General features: G+C 46.4%; 11 protein-coding genes. 4 read left to right on the top strand and 7 right to left on the bottom strand.

Translation table 11 applies throughout. The features are described 5' to 3' along the window. Positions 1-29 precede the first annotated feature (29 nt). Entirely contained in the window at positions 30-1,592 is a 1,563-nt protein-coding gene (locus tag F0145_RS12700) for a RagB/SusD family nutrient uptake outer membrane protein (RefSeq protein WP_150088785.1), read from the bottom strand. 31 nt (positions 1,593-1,623) lie between these two features. After that, the gene (locus tag F0145_RS12695) at positions 1,624-4,830 is read right to left on the bottom strand and encodes a SusC/RagA family TonB-linked outer membrane protein (RefSeq protein WP_150088784.1); all 3,207 of its coding nucleotides are present in this window, start codon (positions 4,828-4,830) and stop codon (positions 1,624-1,626) included. Between the two features lie 760 nt (positions 4,831-5,590). Between F0145_RS12695 and F0145_RS12690 the strand changes: the two genes are divergently transcribed. The 3 genes from F0145_RS12690 to F0145_RS12680 are packed head-to-tail and all read left to right on the top strand — an operon-like array spanning position 5,591 to position 11,680. After that, positions 5,591-6,988 carry a c-type cytochrome domain-containing protein gene (locus F0145_RS12690; protein WP_150088783.1) on the top strand — a complete coding sequence of 466 codons (1,398 nt, stop codon included), beginning with the start codon at positions 5,591-5,593 and terminating at the stop codon, positions 6,986-6,988. After that, entirely contained in the window at positions 6,985-10,221 is a 3,237-nt protein-coding gene (locus F0145_RS12685) for a DUF1553 domain-containing protein (RefSeq protein WP_150088782.1), read from the top strand. The genes F0145_RS12690 and F0145_RS12685 overlap by 4 nt, the downstream gene beginning before the upstream one ends. 10 nt (positions 10,222-10,231) lie before the next feature. Beyond that, a complete protein-coding gene (locus tag F0145_RS12680) occupies positions 10,232-11,680 on the top strand; it encodes a DUF1501 domain-containing protein (protein WP_150088781.1) in 1,449 nt (482 codons plus the stop codon). Positions 11,681-12,230: 550 nt separating this feature from the next. Here F0145_RS12680 and F0145_RS12675 read toward each other — a convergent pair. Further along, a complete protein-coding gene (locus F0145_RS12675) occupies positions 12,231-13,589 on the bottom strand; it encodes a Gfo/Idh/MocA family protein (protein WP_150088780.1) in 1,359 nt (452 codons plus the stop codon). Between the two features lie 45 nt (positions 13,590-13,634). Next, positions 13,635-14,663: a formylglycine-generating enzyme family protein gene (locus tag F0145_RS12670; RefSeq protein WP_150088779.1), complete on the bottom strand. Its 1,029-nt coding sequence runs from the start codon at positions 14,661-14,663 to the stop codon at positions 13,635-13,637. Between the two features lie 234 nt (positions 14,664-14,897). On the opposite strand from F0145_RS12670, the gene F0145_RS12665 reads away from it, so the two are divergent. Further along, the gene (locus tag F0145_RS12665; RefSeq protein ID WP_150088778.1) at positions 14,898-15,854 is read left to right on the top strand and encodes a sugar phosphate isomerase/epimerase family protein; all 957 of its coding nucleotides are present in this window, start codon (positions 14,898-14,900) and stop codon (positions 15,852-15,854) included. Between the two features lie 127 nt (positions 15,855-15,981). Here the strand turns inward: F0145_RS12665 and F0145_RS12660 are convergent, their stop codons facing one another. The 3 genes from F0145_RS12660 to F0145_RS12650 form a co-directional block, all read right to left on the bottom strand. Continuing rightward, entirely contained in the window at positions 15,982-18,045 is a 2,064-nt protein-coding gene (locus F0145_RS12660; RefSeq protein WP_150088777.1) for a hypothetical protein, read from the bottom strand. A gap of 84 nt (positions 18,046-18,129) precedes the next feature. Continuing rightward, complete coding sequence (locus F0145_RS12655) at positions 18,130-18,750, bottom strand: HAD family hydrolase (protein WP_150088776.1); 621 nt, start codon at positions 18,748-18,750, stop codon at positions 18,130-18,132. A 27-nt stretch (positions 18,751-18,777) separates the two neighbouring features. Next, positions 18,778-19,692, bottom strand: a complete 915-nt coding sequence (locus F0145_RS12650) for a DUF5996 family protein (RefSeq protein WP_150088775.1) — start codon at positions 19,690-19,692, stop codon at positions 18,778-18,780. Positions 19,693-19,815 lie beyond the last annotated feature (123 nt).

Genomic DNA, 19,815 nt, shown 5'->3' with positions numbered 1-19,815 from the left:
ACGGTACCAGGTTTTTTCAAAAACTTCCGTTAAAACTCCGGGTAACCTGGGTTTTGCGGGCTCAAGTTCGGATTATTCCGGCGTTCGGGCGTAGGCAGCGGGAACAACAAGTGCTTCTCTTGTAAGGGCTTGTTGGAGTTTTTATTAACGTGCCCCACAAAATTATCGAAGCCTTTGGTATCCTCGTTAAATACTTTCCGCAGGCGTACCATGTCGAACCAGGTAATTTGCTCGTAGGCCAGTTCGTACCAGCGCTCGCGCCAAACGGCTTCCCGGAAGCTGGTCTGGTTGAAAGTACCCATATCCGGAGTAGTTAATTTTGCACGATCCCGTACTTTTTTGAGTGCATTGTAAGCCTCCATATTAGGCCCAGAAACTTCGTTCTGCGCTTCGGCATAAATCAGCAGTACTTCGGCGTAGCGGATAACCGGTACATTCAGGTTGTTGTTACGGGTAGGGGTAAGACCAGGAGCACCCGCCGAAATTTGATTAAAGTGCTTAAAAATATAAGGAGCACCTAAATTAAATTCAGCACCAGTACCATTAGTAAAGTAAGTGGTATAAAAATAGCCTTCCTGGTTTTTAGCCCGCAAATCGCCGCTTTCATAAGAATTATAGAACGCAACCGTAGGAATGGTGCTGCCTGTACCACCCGGACCGGAATACGTAACCGGTTTAAAGTTGGGGTACATGTTTTCCATGGGGTTACCAGCTACCAGGTTGTTGTACTGAATCATAAAAATATGCTCTAACCGGTTTTCGGTACTTTCTTTGTGTACGTCGAGGTAGGTAGGGAACAAATTAATGGTACCAGGATTGGCATTGGCGTAAGACACCACCTCAAAGGCTTTATCGGCGGCTAGTTTATAATGCGAGGCACCTTTTTGCAGCGGGAAACCGGCCATGGTTAAGTAAACCTTAGCCAGCATCGATTTGGCAGCTGCCTGCGATGCCCGACCCGTGGCATCCATCCAGGGTAAACCGGCTGCTTCGGCTTCTTTTAAATCCTCTACAATTAAATTATATACTTCTTCTTTTGGCGCCCGACTAGGTAGAAAATCTTCTGATTCAATGGTCTGCGGTTTAGTAATTAAAGGAACATCGCCCCATAACTGTACGGCCCGGAAATAAGCCCAGGCTCGCAGGAACTTGGCTTCACCCAATATTTTCTTTTTCTGGGCTTCTTCCATGGGCGTAATAGCCGGCACTCTGTCTAGTAGCAGGTTGGCCTGCGCAATAAGCCGGTACAAGCCATTCCAGTAATTGGCTATGTGGCCGGTGTTGCCATCGTAAATTAAACCGTAAAGGTTATTCAGGTCTGAGTTCTGGCCGGTTTCGGTGGTAGAGATACCGGTTGGAGCCTCCAGCATTTGCCAGGTAGACGAAAATATACCGGAACCATCATATACCAGGCGGGTATCGGCATAAACAGCGGCCAAAGCAGCTTCCGCATGGTCCGGAATGGTATAAAAGTTATCCGGCGTTAAGTTAGAAGGCGGCGCCTCATCCAGGTGATCTTTACAGCCGGCCCCCAGCAGCAATACGCCGCAGAGTAATACTTTAGTTAAATTTCTTAATTTATAAATCTTCATATGATAACTCTTTTTTAGATGAAAAGACTAATTACAAGCCGATTTGCAGACCCATTAAAAAGGTTCTGGGCTTAGGATAGCCGTGCCAGTTCTGACCTTGAGAGAACACGTTTTGGGCATCTCCATCCCGGATACCAACCGTTTCGGGGTCACCAATCAATTCATCATCCACTAATAAAAATAAGTTCTGAGCGGAGGTATAAATCCGCAAACGGTTTAGTTTAATTCTTTCGGTAACGGCCGCCGGGAAGGTATAACCTAACATAATGTTCCGGCCCCGGATAAAGGAACCATCTTTAATCCAGTGGGTATCTACGTTAGTGATATAGCCGGCTTGGGTACCCCGTACTTCCGCAATCATGGTATTCTGGTTTTGTGGCGTCCAGGCATTGAGTACAGTTTTGTAGCTATTAGCCAGGGCCTGACGGTCTTCGCTGGAGTGCAAGGTCATATCCAGCACATCGTTGCCGTAAGAATATTGCAGGTCTACCAGTAAATCGAAATTTTTGAAGCGGAAGGTGTTGGTGAGAGCACCCCAGGCTTTCGGGCTACCATTGCCAATAATGCTGCGGTCAGCATCGGTAATGGCTTTGTCGCCGTTTACATCCAGGTATTTAATATCGCCGGGTAATAAAGTTTGGCCTGGGCGGTAGCTGGTAAAGGCAGCGGCTTCATCTCTTTCGGCTTCGCTCCAGATACCCAAACGAGTAAGACCCCAGAAAGAACCTACCGGCTCGCCAATACGAATAATATTGGTTTGGTTGGTAAAGTTAGGACCACCTACCCCAAAAATATCGGCCGGTGAAGCTAAAGTAAGCACCTTGTTCCGGTTTACAGAAACGTTGAAGCCGGTACTCCAATGGAAACCACCCGACTCAATGTTAATCGTATTCAAGGATAACTCTATTCCTTTATTTTCCATGGAACCTACGTTCTTCCGGATGGTGCCGTAACCGGTGGTGCGCGGTACAGGAGCATCCAGGAGCATATCGGTGGTTTTGCGGTAATAATAATCAGCTTCCAGGCTAACGCGGTTGCCAAGCAAACCTACTTCTACGCCCACATCGAACTGGGCGGTTTTTTCCCATCTCAGTTCAGGGTTCGCCAAACGGGTAAGGCCAGTTCCGCCAACCCGAATATCGCCCAATACAGCGGCGTAGTTAGAGCTTAACAGCGCTAAAGAGGAGTAAGCCGGAATTTCGGAGTTACCGGTAATGCCATAGCTGCTGCGCAGTTTCAGGTTGGTCAATGTGTTATTACCTTTCAGGAAGCTTTCTTCCGAAATCCGCCAGGCCAATGCCGCCGATGGGAAGAAGGCAAACTTGTGGTTTTCACCGAAGCGCGAAGAACCATCGGCCCGTCCGGTAAAAGTAACCAGGTATTTATCCATTAAGCCATAATTAATCCGGCCGAAATAAGAGTTATAAGCTGTACGGGAAGCACCTGAACCCACTGCTGGCGAAGTACTACCGGCACCTAAGTTATTATACAGGAAGTAATCAGTAGCAAAGTTGCGAACTGTAGCATCTACGTTAAAAGTATTTGTTTCCTGCCACGAAATACCTAATAAACCAGTAAAAGAATGAATCTCGTTAAAAGTTTTGTTGTAGGTCAGGTAGTTTTCTAAAGACCAGAAATTTTCACGGCGGTTACGGGAAGCGGCGTTACCCCGGTTACCAATATCCAGGGTACGGGTAGTGGCATCGTTGTTTTCCTGGGTAAGAATATTGGTACCCAAAACAGTACGCATTTCGAGCCCTTCGGCAAACCGAATATTAGAATACAAGCTACCAATGGCGGTTTGGGTATTCAATATAAACTTACGACCATATAAGCGGTGCATGGAACTCATGGTACCTTCGGCAAAAGGATAATCGCGGTTGTTAGCAAAAGTGCCGTCCGGATACCTTACCGGCAGGAAAGGGAAATCTTCTACAATTTGCCGGGCAACCTGGTCCGAAATATCTACCAGGTTTTCGGTTTGATAATTATAGCTCAGGGTACCACCTACTTTCAACCACTTTTTAATTTGGTCGTCGATGGTAAAGCGGCCGGAGTACCGTTTCATGTAAGAGTTTACCAGGTAACCCTGGTCATCGCGGTAGCCCATGGATAGGGAATACTGAGTACGTTCGCTACCGCCGCTAAAGCCTAACTGGTGGTTTTGCGATATTTTCGACTGGGTAGTTTCTTTCAGCCAGTCGGTATCGTGCAGCGGGTTGCCGTTTGCGTCAAATACACCCTTAGCTCTCAGAGCAGGGTCAGCCCGCTTCAAAGCAGGATTTAAGTAGGCCCATTTGCCGGCGGCCCAGCCAGATGGATCGTATTTTTCCATGTTGCGCCAGGCCAGTTCTTCTACCCTCAGGTATTCTTCCGCGTTTAGTGCTTCCGGGCTGTTCGGTCCTTTAGTAGTAGTACTAAAGTCTACGTTATAGCTAATCTGGCCTTCACCGGATTTACCTTTTTTAGTGGTAACCAGAATAACGCCGTTGGCACCTCTGGCACCGTAGATAGCCGTAGAAGAAGCATCTTTCAGTACCTCCACCGAAACAATATCGTTCGGGTTAATAAAATCTATGGGATTACTGGATTGCGCCAAATTACTCTGCGGCATCATTACCCCATCAATTACATATAAGGGGTTGTTAGAGGAGTTAATAGAGCTAAAACCCCGGATACGAATATTGGTACGACCACCCGGCCGGCCCGAGTTGGTATTTACCTGCACGCCCGGCATCTTACCGGCTAAGGCTTGGTTCAAGGAAGGGGCAGCCCGTTCTTTTATTTGTTCTTCTTTAACGGAGGCTACCGCTCCGGTTAAATCAGATTTCCGGGCAGTACCGTAACCAATTACTACCACTTCTTCCAGGGCTTTAGCATCGGTTTGCAGGGCTACGTTAACGGTGCCGGGCCGCGAAAACGTCCTTTCGGTAGTGGTATAACCAATAAAAGAAAATACAAGAGTACCGCTGGTTACCGGCACACTTAAAGAATAATTACCGTCGGCATCGGTGGTAGTACCGTTGGAGGTACCTTTTAAGAGTACCGTTACCCCGGGCAAAGATTCGCTGGCCGAGGAAGTTACTTTACCGGAAATCTGGTTTTGGGCATAAGCCATACCCGAAACACAGATTAAGGAAATTAAGAGTAAGCCATAGCGAAGGCTTTTGGCCGGGTTCAGGATTTTCCTGTCCCAGGCAGTTAATAGCTTACCTGTTAGTGGTAAATTACGCATCATAGAATAAAGGTTTGTTTGTTAAAAAGAGGTTAATAGTAAAAATGGCGCTAATAAAAAAGCACCCAATACCAGAAATTCTGGAAGTCCGGGCAATAAATTCCCCTTTATTTTTCGGGAAGAAAAATTTTGCGATCGGGCCTTTGCTGAATTAAAACAAATGGCAGAAGAATGGTGATGAGCCGGTTATTCCGGAGGTGTTTTGACGTTTATTGCTTTCAATTCAATTTGCTTTAGGTGGATATTGGCACTAATTGTTTACAGGTAATTAAGTATCGGCGCAGGTTGTTAAACCTGAGAATTTTAATGGTAAGCTGCCACTCCTTCCGGAAACCGTTTTGGTAAATTTCCGGTAGCAAAAAAGGCCCGTTTCTAGAAACAGGATAAATGCAATTATTAATACTAGCCTGAAATATTCTGATTAAAACTAATCCTCTTTATGCAAATAGCTAATAGTAAGCTGGTTAAAGGAAAACAAGAGGAACTTTTACTAATTATTTGTAAAAGTTGAAGCTAAATTAAGAGAAAAAATCGAATCAAAAATATTTTCGAATAATTTCTGATTGAAGCTGCATTGTTAAATTTTGATTTTCTATATAATTAAAGAGAATATTGTTTAAATATATATTTTAATAGTTATAATTTAGTTAAAGAACTCGTTAAAGCGTTTATACTTTACTAATTTTTTAGTTACCCGCCTTTTTGTATATTGCTTTATTCGCGCTATTCCTGATTGCCTTTTTAACCACCACCATTAATAGTTATGTCGGAGAACCTAGTTTTGTTTTTTGGCCGGTTACACCCGCTCCTGGTGCATTTGCCTATTGGTATCTTAATGCTAGCCATTTGTCTGCATTTTCTGGCACGCCGACCCACCTTTGCCACCATTAATCCCTTAATGCCGGTGCTTTGGTTTGCCGGCGCAGTATCGGCTATATTGGCTTGTGTAGCCGGTTTTCTTTTAAAACTAAGCGGCGGCTACGACCCGGAGGCGGTAGATGCCCACCAATATGCGGGAATTGCCTTAGCGGTATTTGCAATATTGTTGGTTTTGTTACGGAATAAAGCGTTTTTTAAAAAGCTGCAAACCCCGGCTGTTCTGGCCGTATTAATATTATTAACCGCCACGGGGCATTACGGCGGCAACTTAACCCACGGCGACGATTATTTAACCCAGCCGGTTTACGCCATTATTGGTAAAAGCCCCGGTAAAAAAGTGCGACCGCCCATTAAAAATGTAAACGAAGCCCTGGTGTACCAGGATTTGGTGGAGCCGGTGCTGGAACAAAAATGCTGGCAATGCCACAGCAGCAAAAAACAAAAAGGCGATCTGCGCCTCGATACCCAGGAAAATTTATTAAAAGGTGGCGAAAACGGAGAAATATTGGTGGCCGGCAACGCCGATAAAAGCGACTTATACAAACGTTTGGTTTTACCCCTGAACCACGACGACCGGATGCCTCCCAAAGGCAAACCCCAGTTAACCGAAGCCGAAGTACAACTGATTCATTGGTGGATTACGGCCGGTAAAGGCGATTTCACCAAAAAAGTAGCCCAGGTAGCTAAAGACCCAGCCATAAACGAAATTATTGCCGAAGTTAGCCTGGGAAGCGGACAAACCAGTGAAAGTACCCAGCCTTCCGAAATACCGGATGTGAAGGTAGCGCCGGCCAATCCGGAGCATGTGCGGCAACTGCAAAGCAAAGGCGTAGTGCTTATGCCCGTAGCTAAAGACAGCCCTTTCCTGACGGTTAACCTGGTAAATGCTACTAATTTTTCTGACGCCGATATGCAACTGCTGGCCAACCTGCGCGAGCAAATTCTGTGGCTCGATATGTCCGAAACAAATATTACCGATAAAGGCTTGCCGCTATTGGCCGGCTTTAAAAACCTGACCCGCCTGAGCCTGGATAATACCGCCATTACCGATGCCGGGCTGCAACACCTGGCAGCCTTAACTAACCTGCATTATTTAAACTTGTACGGCACTAAAATATCGGATAAAGGCCTGAAAAGTTTAACCGCTTGTAAAAAGCTGAAATCTTTGTATTTGTGGCAAACCGGGGTAACCCCGCAGGGTGTAGCGGCCTTGCAGCAAGCCAGGGGCACCCAACTAGCTATTAATTTTCAGCCAGCATCTGATACCTCCGGCACGTTATGAACCACCCAGCAAAATATTTAGGATTACTGGTTTTACTCCTGAATCTTTGGAGCTGCAGCGAGCCTGAATTACCGCAGGAGGTAAAACTGGCCATGGCCAAAATACCCGCCAAAATAGATTACAACCAGCACGTAAAGCCTATTCTATCGGACCGTTGTTTTGCCTGCCACGGGCCCGATAAAAATAAAGTAGAAAACGACCTGCGTTTGGATTTGCCTACGGCCCACGAAAAGAAAGCCGAAAGCGGGCGGTTTGCTTTAGTAGGCGGCAACCTGGCCAAAAGCGAAGTTTTTCACCGTATTATTAGTACCGATCCGGAACTTGTAATGCCCACCCCCGAATCGCACCTGACTTTAACCGCCAAAGAAAAAGCAATTCTAATAAAATGGATACAAGATGGCGCCGAATACAAACCGCACTGGTCGCTGGTTGCGCCGCAAAAAACCAAATTACCCAAGGTTGAAAATATTGCCTGGGTAAAAAACCCGATAGACCGGTTTGTGCTGGCGAAGCTCGAAGAAAAACAACTGAAGCCTAACCCCGAAGCTAGCCGCGAAACTTTAATCCGGCGCCTTTCCTTCGACTTAACTGGTTTGCCGCCTACCATTGCCGAAATAGATGCTTTCCTAAACGATAAATCGCCGAACGCTTACGAAAAAGTAGTTGACCGGCTGTTGCAATCGCCGCACTTTGGCGAGCGCTTAGCCGTGGATTGGCTGGACGTGGCCCGCTACGCCGACACGCACGGTTACCAGGACGACGGCCTGCGCAATGCTTACCCCTGGCGCGACTGGGTAATAAATGCTTTCAATAAAAACTTGCCTTACGATAAATTTATTACCTGGCAACTGGCCGGCGATTTATTGCCCAACCCTACCCGCGAGCAAATAATGGCTACCTGCTTTTTGCGCAACCACCCGCAGAGCCAGGAAGGCGGCATCGTGGACGAAGAATACCGCACCGAGTACGTGGCGGACCGGGTTAACACGTTTGGCAAAACTTTCCTGGCCCTCAGTACCGAGTGTGCCCGCTGCCACGACCACAAGTACGATCCCATCTCGCAGAAAAATTATTACCAGTTAGGCGCTTTCTTCAACAGCAACAACGAGTCCGGCGAAATACCTTACACCGGCGAAGCCAGCCCCACATTGATTCTTACCACGCCCGAAACTGAAAAACTGTTAACCTACATTCGCACCAATATTAAACCCCTGGAAAAAAAGGCCAATAATCCGGAAGCTTACGCGCAAAATTTTGATCAGTGGCTGGCCGAAGCTGCGAAACAACCCGAAAAATATGCGGCAGCTAAACCGGGGCTAATCGGGCACTTTACTTTCGACGAAAAAGAGCCAAAAAACGCCTTACAAACACCTTTAACGGCGGCTTACCGGAGCGGGGAAGAGGGCAAGAGTCCGGTGGCGGTACCGGGTAAGTTCGGGCAGGCCATTCGGGTAGACGGCGATATGGGCATTGAATTTAACGAACACCTGACTTTTGACCGACACCAGCCCTTTAGTATCAGTGTTTGGGTAAACAGCGGCAATCCGGGCGAAGAGGGCCCGCTGTTTAACCGTACCAACGGCGAACTGGATAATTGGCGCGGATACCTTTGCGGCCTGAATAAAGACGGTACGCTGCGCATAAGGTTTACGCACGTTTACCCGGCCAATGGCATTGAGCTGGTAACCCATCAGAAACTTACCCCGAAAAAATGGCAGCACCTGGTATTAACTTACGATGGCAGCAGCAAAGCTAAAGGCGTTAAATTTTATATAAATGGGCAGGCAGCTACTTTTAAAGTTGTTAATGATAACCTGCAGCAGAGTATGTTATATGCCAAAGACAAAGCCAACTGGGGTATTCATCATTTCCGGCTAGGTCAGGCCTCCATCAAATCCATCACCAATGTTGCTTTCGACGAATTTCAGGCTTATAACCGGCAACTATCGCCTTTAGAGGTAACACAGTTAGCTGGGCAGCAGCAAGCAATTCTGCATTTATTAAAAACGCCGAAAGAACAGTTAACCGCTGCTCAGCGAGAAAAATTATTCCGTTTTTACCTGTTTGCTTTCGATAAACAATATGCCCAGGTACAGGCCGAATTGCTGCAAAACCGCGCCAAAGAAAACGAACTCCTGACCAACCAGGAAGAGGTAATGGTGTACAAAGAATTGCCCCGGCCCCGACCCGCTTTTATTCTCGACCGCGGTGCCTACGATGCACCCAAAGAAAGAGTAACCCCAACTACACCCGAAAATGTGCTGGCCTTAAATAAAAATTTACCCCGCAACCGCTTAGGCCTGAGCCGGTGGTTATTAAGCAAAGATCAGCCATTATTTAGCCGGGTGGCCGTAAACCGGTTCTGGCAACAGTGCTTTGGCCAGGGCCTTGTGAAAACAGCCGAGGATTTTGGAAACCAGGGAGATTTGCCCACTCACCCCGAACTACTCGACTGGCTAGCCGTAACTTTCCGCGAAAGTGGCTGGAACGTAAAAGGCCTCTTGAAAACCATGGTTATGTCGGCTACTTACCGGCAATCATCGGTTCCTACGGAGCAAAGCAAAACCTTAGACCCGGATAATATATTGTTTAGCCGGGCACCTTCGTACCGGATGTCGGCGGAAATGATTCGGGACAATGCCTTGGCCGCAAGCGGATTATTGGTAAAAAAAGTAGGCGGTAAGAGTGTATATCCGTACCAACCAGGTGGCGTTTGGGAAGCCTTGGCCGTGCGCAACGCCGTAAAATACGAGCAGGGCAAAGGCGAAGATTTGTACCGCCGTAGTTTGTATACCATTTGGAAACGCAGTTCACCGCACCCCGCCATGATTAATTTCGACGTGCCCGACCGTTATATGTGCAGTATCCGGAGGCAGAAAACCAGTACGCCATTACAAGCCCTGGTGCTGCTGAACGATGTGCAATACGTGGAAGCCAGCCGGGTATTAGGCGAGCGGATGCTGCAAGAAGGCGGCAGTACGCCAGAAGCCCAGATTACCTATGCTTTCCGTGCCCTGACCAGCCGCTTTCCGCGCCCGGACGAATTAAAAATTCTGAAAAATTTATATCAGGAAGAACTAGCAGATTTTGAAAAGCACCCGGATCGGGCCACAAAGCTTTTGCAAGAAGGCGAATACAAAATAAATAAAACCCTGCGCCCCGCCAAACTGGCAACCTGTGCCGTAGTGGCCAACACCCTGATGAATTTTGATGAATTTGTGATAAAGCGATAAATATTAAGCTATGTGTTACCATCACCACCACGGAGAAGTTGCCAAGCAGATGAACCGGCGCGAATTCCTGACCCGCACCAGCTTGGCCGGCGTGGGTTTGGCCGCTTTATCGTCGCTTTTGCCGCAGCAACTATTTGGAGATACTAATCCGAAACCCATACTGCCGCATTTTGCGCCCAAAGTTAAGCGGGTAATTTATTTGTTCCAGAGCGGCGCACCGTCGCAGCTGGAGCTTTTCGATTACAAGCCTAAACTGAAAGAAATGTTCGGGCAGGAACTGCCAGCCTCTATCCGGGGCAACCAGCGCTTAACCGGCATGACCTCAAACCAAAAATCGTTTCCGCTGGCAATGGGCAAGTTTGCTTTTAAAAAGCACGGCAAAAGCGGCGCGGAATTATCTGAATTATTGCCGCACATTGGCAAAGTGGCCGATGAACTGTGCTTTATTAAATCAATGTTTACCGAAGCCATTAACCACGACCCGGCCGTTACTTTTTTCCAGACGGGTAGCCAGCAAGCCGGTCGGCCCAGTATGGGTTCTTGGTTAAGCTACGGCTTGGGCAGCGAAAACCAGAACTTACCCGCTTTTGTGGTATTACTCTCTCGTGGCCGCGAAGGCGATCAGCCGCTTTATGCTAAGTTGTGGGGCAATGGTTTTCTGCCTTCCGAGCACCAGGGCGTAATATTCCGGTCCGGCGACAACCCGGTTTATTATTTAAACAACCCCAACGGCATGGATAAAGTAAGCCGCCGTCGGGTACTCGATCATTTGGCCAAATTGCACGAAGCGCAATACAAACATGTGTACGATGAAGAAATAAATTCCCGGATATCGCAATACGAAATGGCTTACCGGTTGCAATCGTCGGTGCCCGAAACGTTAGATATCAGCCGCGAGCCGGAATATATTTACAACATGTACGGTGAAGATTCGCGCAAGCCTGGCACCTTTGCCGCCAACTGCCTGCTGGCCCGTCGGCTCATCGAAAAAGACGTACGCTTTGTACAACTCTACCACCAGGGCTGGGACCAGCACGGCAACTTGCCCAACGATATCCGGCACATGGCCAAATCTGTAGATCAGCCTTCGGCGGCATTAATTAAAGATTTAAAGCAACGGGGTTTGTTAGAAGATACCTTGGTAATCTGGGGTGGGGAATTTGGCCGCACCAATTACTCGCAAGGCAAATTAACCCCCGATATGTACGGCCGCGACCACCATCCGCGGTGTTTCACCATTTTTATGGCCGGTGCCGGTGTTAAAAAAGGCTTTACCTACGGCCAAACCGATGAATTTGGGTATAATATTTTAAGAAACCCGGTGCATGTGCATGATTTCCAGGCCACGATGCTGCATTTAATGGGCATCGATCACGAACAACTAATATTTAAGCACCAAGGCCGGCGCTACCGCCTGACAGATGTAGCCGGAAAAGTAGTAAAAGGTATATTGGCTTAGATTTTAATGAATGAAGAACAGAATTAAGTACTTGGAAAACAACGTTGTCATTCAGGAGGAAACTATTTAGTGGGTTGCCAAATAGGTTCTTCCTGAATGACAGAGTTGGGAGGTCAACCTTTGCGCTGTTTATAAGCACAACCAATCATTTCATTCTGGTATTATACCAAATAGTATAAAATGCTTTCCATAGATACGCTCTCTGTCATTTTGAAAAAATCTATTGTTTAGATGTGCTTACAGGCAACTATCGGCAAAGGGTAAGTTGCCTACTTGATTTTCTAACCAAAAGATCCTTTCAGGATGACAAAAATAAAGTTGCGTTTTATGGAAGGTAATATTTACTATTTGGTATTATAAGGCTGTGATAGTTCCTTCGAAAAGCTCAGGATGACCACAATAATGTAAGCTCAGGATGACAAAACTCGTTATAAAGCGTAGTTGATATTTGATAGTAGTATAATTTCTATCGGGCATTATGAATAAATACCAAATAAGAAAGCCCTCCTGATAGTACCAGGAGGGCTTTCTTATTTAAGATCAAATATTATTAAACTACTTTGGTAACACCCGGAGTTGGAATTGGGTAACGGCCGTTGGCATCGGGTTTGGTTGGGGTTTCGGCATCAAAGGCAAAAGTCTTTGGCATAATGCTGATTTCGGAATTCAGCGCTTCGTCCCAATTAATTACCTGACCAGAATAGGTAGCCATGCGGCCCATAATAGCAGTCATAGTACTCTTGGCAGCAATTTCGGCGTTGTTGTAAGGCTTATTTTCCCGAATAGCGGCAAATAAAATGTCGTGCTCGGTTTGGTACGGATTCGGATCGTCTTTGCCACGGTGGTTGTACAGGACTTTACCGCTCAGGTCGGTAATAATACCTTTGCCATCGCCGGACAGCACAACCCGGCCTTTAGAACCCGCAAAGGTTTCTTCTACCCGGTTCATGGTATTGGGTATATGACGGCACTGGCTGTTCAGGATGGTACCATCGGCGTAGGTATATTCTACGTAGTGGTGGTCGTAAATTTCGCCGTGGTCTACGCCGTTGCGTACCTGGCGGCCACCCATACCCTGAGCACTTACCGGATAACCGTTTTTCACCCAGTTTACCACGTCTATGTTGTGAATGTGCTGTTCGTTAATATGGTCGCCGCACAGCCAGTTAAAATAATACCAGTTGCGCATTTGGTATTCCATTTCGGTTTGGCCAGCCTGACGCGGACGTACCCAAACCCCGGCATTATGCCAGTAAGCCTGTGCAGCTACCACGTCACCGATCATGCCATCGTTAATACGTTTAATGGTTTCGAGGTAAGCGTTCTGGTAGCGGCGCTGTAAACCCATAACCACTTTCAGGTTTTTCTTTTTGGCTTCTTCAGCGGCCGCTAGTACCCGGCGGACACCCGGCGCATCAGTGGCTACCGGTTTTTCCATAAAAACGTGCTTACCGGCTTTTACCGCTTCTTCAAAATGAATCGGGCGAAAACCCGGCGGTGTGGCCAGAATAACCACATCGGCTAAGGCAATGGCTTTTTTATAGCCATCAAACCCAACAAATTTATTTTTTTCGGGTACATCTACCCGCTTTTTGTCACCTTCAAATTTCTTCTGAATATTGGTATAACTGTCGTCGAGGCGATCGCGGAAAGCATCGGCCATGGCTACGAGTTTTACATTACCTTTAGTACTAAGCGCCTGAATGGCCGCTCCCGTACCCCGACCACCGCAGCCAATAACGGCTACTTTCAGGGTATCGCTGCCGGCAACGTAAGCCCCGGCACTGGCGCTAAAGGGTATCTGGCTAACCAAAGCCCCACCCAACAGGGCAGCGGATCCCTTTACAAAATCCCGGCGGGAGAAGCCGCCGTTGTTAAATGCTTTGTCGTTGTAATTATTCTCGCTCATGCTCTTTTTGTTTGGGTGAAATAAAAATTTATGGTGGTTAATATTTTAAATATCTTTAATGGGTTCTGACCAATATTTGGCAATTTCTTCCGGCGAAGGTTGCTTCAGAGGGCGTACTACCCGGAAACCAATAAATGGCGCATCGGTAAACCACCACTGGCTTTTGGGCATTTGGGGGTCGCGTTGTTTCCAAACGGGTTTGGAAAATTGCCGGGCAGCACTGCGTAAGGCGTCGGGGTCATCGTCCCAGGAGCCGCCGCGTAAGCTGTGGGCATACAGTTTGGTAGGCTTCAGCCACGGATTAGCAGTGGTGCCTTTGGTAAACTGAGCGTAATAATTTGGGTCGTACTGGTCCATCGTCCACTCGGCTACGTTGCCGTGCATATCGTACAAGCCCCAGGCATTTGGCTTTTTGCTTCCTACTTTTTTGGTACCGGCATTGCTGTTGTTGTAATGCCAGGCGTATTCATCTATTTTACCAGCATCATTGCCGAAGGCATAGGCAGTAGTAGAACCGGCGCGGCAGGCGTATTCCCATTCAGCTTCGGTGGGCAGGCGGTAAAAATGACCGGTTTTAGCAGTAAGCCATTTGCAATAAGTTAAGGCGGCAAACTGGGTCATGTTAATGGCCGGGAAACCATTTTTACCCATGCCAAAAGTCATGTCGAGGTAAGGTGGGCTGGGCCGCGAAACAGCATCGGAACCGGTTTTGCCCGTGGCCGAGGAAGCACTCATCGATTGTTTTTCGAGTTCGCGGTAAACAAATATTTCAAATTCGTCCCAGGTAACTTCGTGGGTGCCCATCCAGAAAGGCTCCACTTTAACTTTATGCTGCGGACCTTCGTCAGGTTTACGTTTGGCCTCGGCAGCCGGGCTGCCCATCAAAAACTCGCCCCCGGCAATAGGTACCAGGCTAAAAGAAACATTGGTGCCGGGTATTTGTTCGGTATATTTTTCAAAACCCGGCGTATCGTTGGCCGGTGTATTTTTTACCTGAGCGGCTCCTAGTATAAAAAGACTTAAGAAAGCAATTATTCCTTTTTTTATACTACGTTGCCCCGCGTTATGAATCATACTGTACTTAAACTACGCTGTATTAATTTTAATAATTTCAAATTTAAATAAATTATTGTCAAAATCACAAAAAGATTACTTTTTTATCTGGCAGTTTTATTACATTTGAAATATTGAATACTTATATTCACGATAAACCAGGCTAATCCGGTATATTTTTGATAAATATTAAAAATACAGGCTGCTGCCTATTCAACTTTATTAAATTTTAATTATTTACATTATTTAAATTTTATGGATGCTAACCGTCGCGACTTTTTAAAAAAATTAGGGCTGGCCGCTGCCAGCTACAGCTTTCTTACTTCGGTACCCGGCTTAACGCTGAGTTCGGCCGAAGCAAGTGGCCTGGCAGAAACCGGAGCGGCGCTGGCCAAAAAACCTTTCTTCCAGATTTCTTTGGCACAGTGGTCGCTGCACAAGACATTGTCTGCCGGCAAACTCGATAACCTGGATTTTCCGCTGAAAGCAAAAAATGAATTTGGGATTTCTATTGTGGAGTACGTGAGCCCGTTTTTTAAGAAGCAGGAAAAAGACTCAAATTACCTGAAAGAACTGAAAAAGCGTACCGACGATAATGGCATTACCAACCACTTAATAATGGTAGACGGTGAAGGCAACCTGGGCGATATGGATGCCGCTAAACGGATGCAAGCCGTAGAAAATCATTATAAATGGATTGATGCCGCAAAATATTTAGGTTGCAAAACCATCCGGGTAAATGCGGCGGGCCGCGGTACCATGGAAGAAGTGCAGAAAGCCGCCATTGAAGGCTTAAGTAAGTTGTCGGAATACGGCCAGAAAAATAAGATTAATGTAATTGTAGAAAACCACGGCGGTTACTCTTCTAACGGTGCCTGGCTGGCGGGTGTGATGAAGGGCGTAAACAACAAATATTGCGGCACACTGCCCGATTTTGGTAACTTCCGGATTAGCCAAACCGAAACTTACGACCGGTACAAAGGCGTGCAGGAATTATTGCCATACGCCAAAGGTATTAGTGCCAAGTCGCATGATTTTGACGCCAGCGGCAACGAAACCGGCACCGACTACCAGCGCATGTTTAAAATGATTAAAGCTGCCGGCTGGAAAGGCATTGTGGGCATTGAATACGAAGGTTCGCGCCTGGGCGAAGAAGAAGGTATTCGGGCTACAAAAGCCTTACTCGATCGCATTCAGCAAGAAATGGCATAATTTAAGTTCTGCCTAAATACAATAAAAAAGGCTGTTTCAAGTAGAAACAGCCTTTTTGTTGTTATAATTTTTATTCTAATTTGCTCCGGGGCTTTGTTTGTGTTAAAGCAGTATCAAATCAAGCCGCTTAACGCTTCCGGGTTAAATAAGTCTTAGCACGTTCATCGGTGAGGAGTTCCCAGATAGAAGCGACGGTCCAGCCGGGTGCGAAGTGCAGGTTATAAAATCCTTTACCAAAATGGCCGTAATCCCATTGCGTGTGCTGCACTACTTCGGGGTAATAACCTTCTTTGGCAATGCCCACCATGTGGCCCTGGTAAGGTAATAATTGTTCGCGCATCGAAGTCCGGATAACGTTAGCAAAATCGGTAAAACGCTGTTCTTTGGTTTCCTGGGCCAGCCATTTGAGTACTTCATCAAACTCGAAAATAAAAACATCTATGTGGTTATTTTCTACGGATACATTGCCCCAGCCGCGGCTTTTTAAACCAACATCGCCCAGCATCTGACCCGGTGCAAAAGGCACATCCCAGAGGTAATACCACGATAAGGTGAAATAAGCAGCCTGACGGGCCAGATTTACGTAGCGTTCCTGCTCCTTGCCTTTGGTAACCATGGCCATGTAATACAGCGCGGTAGCCGCATACAACGAAGCTTCTTTGTCTTCGCAATCTGCATCGAGCGTAGACGAAAAATAATCAGACTTCGAAATAATTTCCCGTTCCTGGTAATCTATCACCTTACGGGCCGCGTTCAGGTAATTGGTATCGCCGAAATATTTAAAGCCCATTACCAAAGGCAAAACCGCCGATGGCGAGCTGCCGCCGGTAGCATCTACGAGTTGCCGATCGCCTTTAAACTTACGCGGGAAACTACCATCCCGGGCCTGCAACTGCAGCATAATATCCAGTAACCGCCGGATTTTATCTTCCCACACTTTATGATGCCGCCCTTTGCGCTTCTCGTAATCGAGGTACAGCAAAGTCGCGTACACGCCCTCCGACTGCCGCCGGATAGAATAAGTGGTAGCTTCGGTATTTTTTTCGGCATTTACTACCTCCCGGAAAAATCCGGTTGGGGCAAAGCCGTTTTGCTCGTAGCTATTCATTACGTCGTAAGCCATGTTTTCCAAATCCTGGTCCTGGTGTTGCTCGCCGTGTTCCAGGGCATTAAAAGCATTCAGCAGCACCCGACCAATAAAGCCAACTTCCAGCACCGGCCTTTTCTCTACCACATGCGTTTGCAAATGAATTCCTGAAAAACCTTTTAAGTTACCCGCCGTCACGAACGACTGCTTGTAAAATTTGGCCAGAATATTTTTTACTTCTGTATCCGAAAATTTATTTTCTGCAACGGGTTTGGGCTGATATAGATCGTAAGACCGGGTCCAGATTTGGCGCATGTAGTCGGCGTAATCGGTGGCAGCAAACTTCATCAGGCGGTAACGCAAGGTAACCCGCTCTCCTTTTTTCAGCGATAAAAAAGTTGTAACTGGCGGCCCTAAAGTAAGTTTACGATAATAAGTGTGCGGTGCTTCCTGGTACGGATAAGCAAAAGCCAGGTAAGGCTGCCCGTTTTCTTCGCCAAATCCTACGGCACCCAGTTCTGTGCGGCCACTTAATATTACTTCGCCCTGGTTCAGCGGCGCAAGGGCAATTTCGTCTACCTTATCCAGGCGGGCCAGCGAGTAGCTCATTTGCTTTTCCCGGTCAAATATTCCGGCCAAAGGCGCACTTAGCCGGTCTTCCCGCACTATCCAGTTTTTGCTTACCCTTACCGAAGGCGCTTTATCCGGCGACCGTAAATTTTTACGGTACCAAAATCCCGGCAAAAAAGTATACGAAGTATCGTAACTAAAGCCCTGCGCTTGGAATTTACCCTGCAAACTAAAATAAGTATCAGCCAAAGCTTCTACGGTTAAATTTAACTCTGCCCCTCCGTCTACAACCTTAATTTCCCGGTTAATGCGCACCGGCATATTTTTGTCGGCCTGCAATTGGTTTTGCCCGGCAGCAGCTTTCAGATTAAATATTTCGGCTAGGTTACCCGGCGATTTTATCAGCAACTGGTAACTAGTGTTATTTTGTAATTCAGCATCCAGGCTTTGAGCAGCCAGGGACAGGTAACTGGTTATGAAAAGGCACAATAAAAACCAGTTTTTTACTGGCCGAAGGAATTGGTTTTTAATCATGAGATGGATAAATAATAAAGAGCCTTTCGCTCTGGCTTATGCTTTTATATTTTACCGAATTTTATTTAATAAATTGTTTCCCTGTTAAACAAAATCTTTGAGCTGCCTGAAATCAGATATTTTACTTGGCGAAGTAATATTCGGATTGAAATTCAATTTATCATATAACACGGTATCAATGCCTAATTCAGCTGCCGCTTTTATTTCGGAATTCAGGTCATCCCCTACCACCAGTACATCGGCCTGATTGTATCCATACCTGTTTAATATATCCTGAAAAATATCTTTCTTCGTTTTGTTTGATGTCCGGGGGTCGACGATGTGAATTTCGGCAAAGTCTTTTTCTATACCGAGTTGTTCTACTTTACTTCGCTGCAGCTTGGTAAAACCGGTGGTTACCAAAAACTTTGTACAGGGTATATTTTTTATGGCTGCGTAATCTTCAAAAGCCAACATCGGTTTATCGTACGTCAGATCTTGTAATAATTCGGTGCCTGCTGCAGTTAACTGACTACTAAACTTAAAATCGGCAGCTACTTTCTGAAAGGGCGTCCGCATAATTTCCTGCCTGATTTCTTCAAAGTCACCGGAATATTCACCGCTCTGCCTAATCAGTTCGAATAATGACTTAAATAATGTCTCGCCGATTGACGACACAGGGTAAATGGTATTATCTAAATCTAAAATTAGGGCTTTCTTGCTCATCTTTTCTGATTCTTGACCCGGCAAACTTTATTCCTTTGTTTTTTCTAAACTTTCCCGATCCCAGTTTGCCGTTTCGGCAGCCGCTTCGTAGGTGCTTTGCAGAAAATCCAATAAGGTATGGGTGGGATTGGCAGCTTGCTGCACTTCTTTATACGGAAGAATAAATTCGCCCAAATCTTTATGGTAAAATCCGGATGAAGGCTTGATTGGAAAACTTTTGTAGCCGGGTGGTTCCGGATAAATATAGCTGTAAAACGCGGCATAAGGTACGGCTTCGTTGCCTGGCCAAAAACCACAACTGCTTACTTCATGGGAGTAAGCTTCCCGCGCCACCCAATCTGGCAGATTAGGCACGCCACCCGGATGCGCCGGCGCTTTGCGGCCGGAAAAACGGGAGACAGCCAAATCGAAACTACCCCAGAAGAAATGAACGGGACTGCACTTGCCAATAAATTCGGCCCGAAACCGATTTAACACTTCGTTGGAGCGTAATAGGGCCCCGTGTAAATTAGCCGCATGCAACGGCTGGTAAGTATGATGCTGTTCATCCTGATGAAAGGGAATAGGGTCTACCAGTTCATTAGGCACTTTATTAATACTAACTTCGATGCCTAGTTCCTGCAGGGCTCCCAGCAAATTTCGGTAACAGGCGGCAACCGATAAATTAGCAAGGGCAAAAGTTTTTTCGGCGCCGCTGCTGGTAACAATTTGTAACTGATGTTTAATAAAATCAAAGTTAATCTGAAAATATTGCTGCTGGTCGGGTATGTTGCCGGTGGTTAAGCCAGAAGGGTAAACGGATAAGGTAACATGCCAGGAATGGTTAATCCAGGGCATTTTACTTAATTTTATTTTACCAGCTATCTGGGTCCACAGATGAATAGTCTGGTAAGTTTCCTTTGCATCTTCAAAAAATAATTCGGGCCAGTAATTTTTTTCCATGGCTTTGTATTTAAGCAGGTATCCAATTTATACTGGTACGTTATATTGGGTCAGGCTGCTAAAACAAAAACTACATTTAACTCGGTTTGGTTATGCTGCGACCTATTAAATGTAGTTTCTGTT

This window comes from Adhaeribacter rhizoryzae (assembly GCF_008629685.1).
GTDB lineage: Bacteria > Bacteroidota > Bacteroidia > Cytophagales > Hymenobacteraceae > Adhaeribacter > Adhaeribacter rhizoryzae.
The sequence above is the reverse complement of the archived record's forward strand: the minus strand, read 5'-3'. Positions and strand labels throughout refer to the sequence as shown.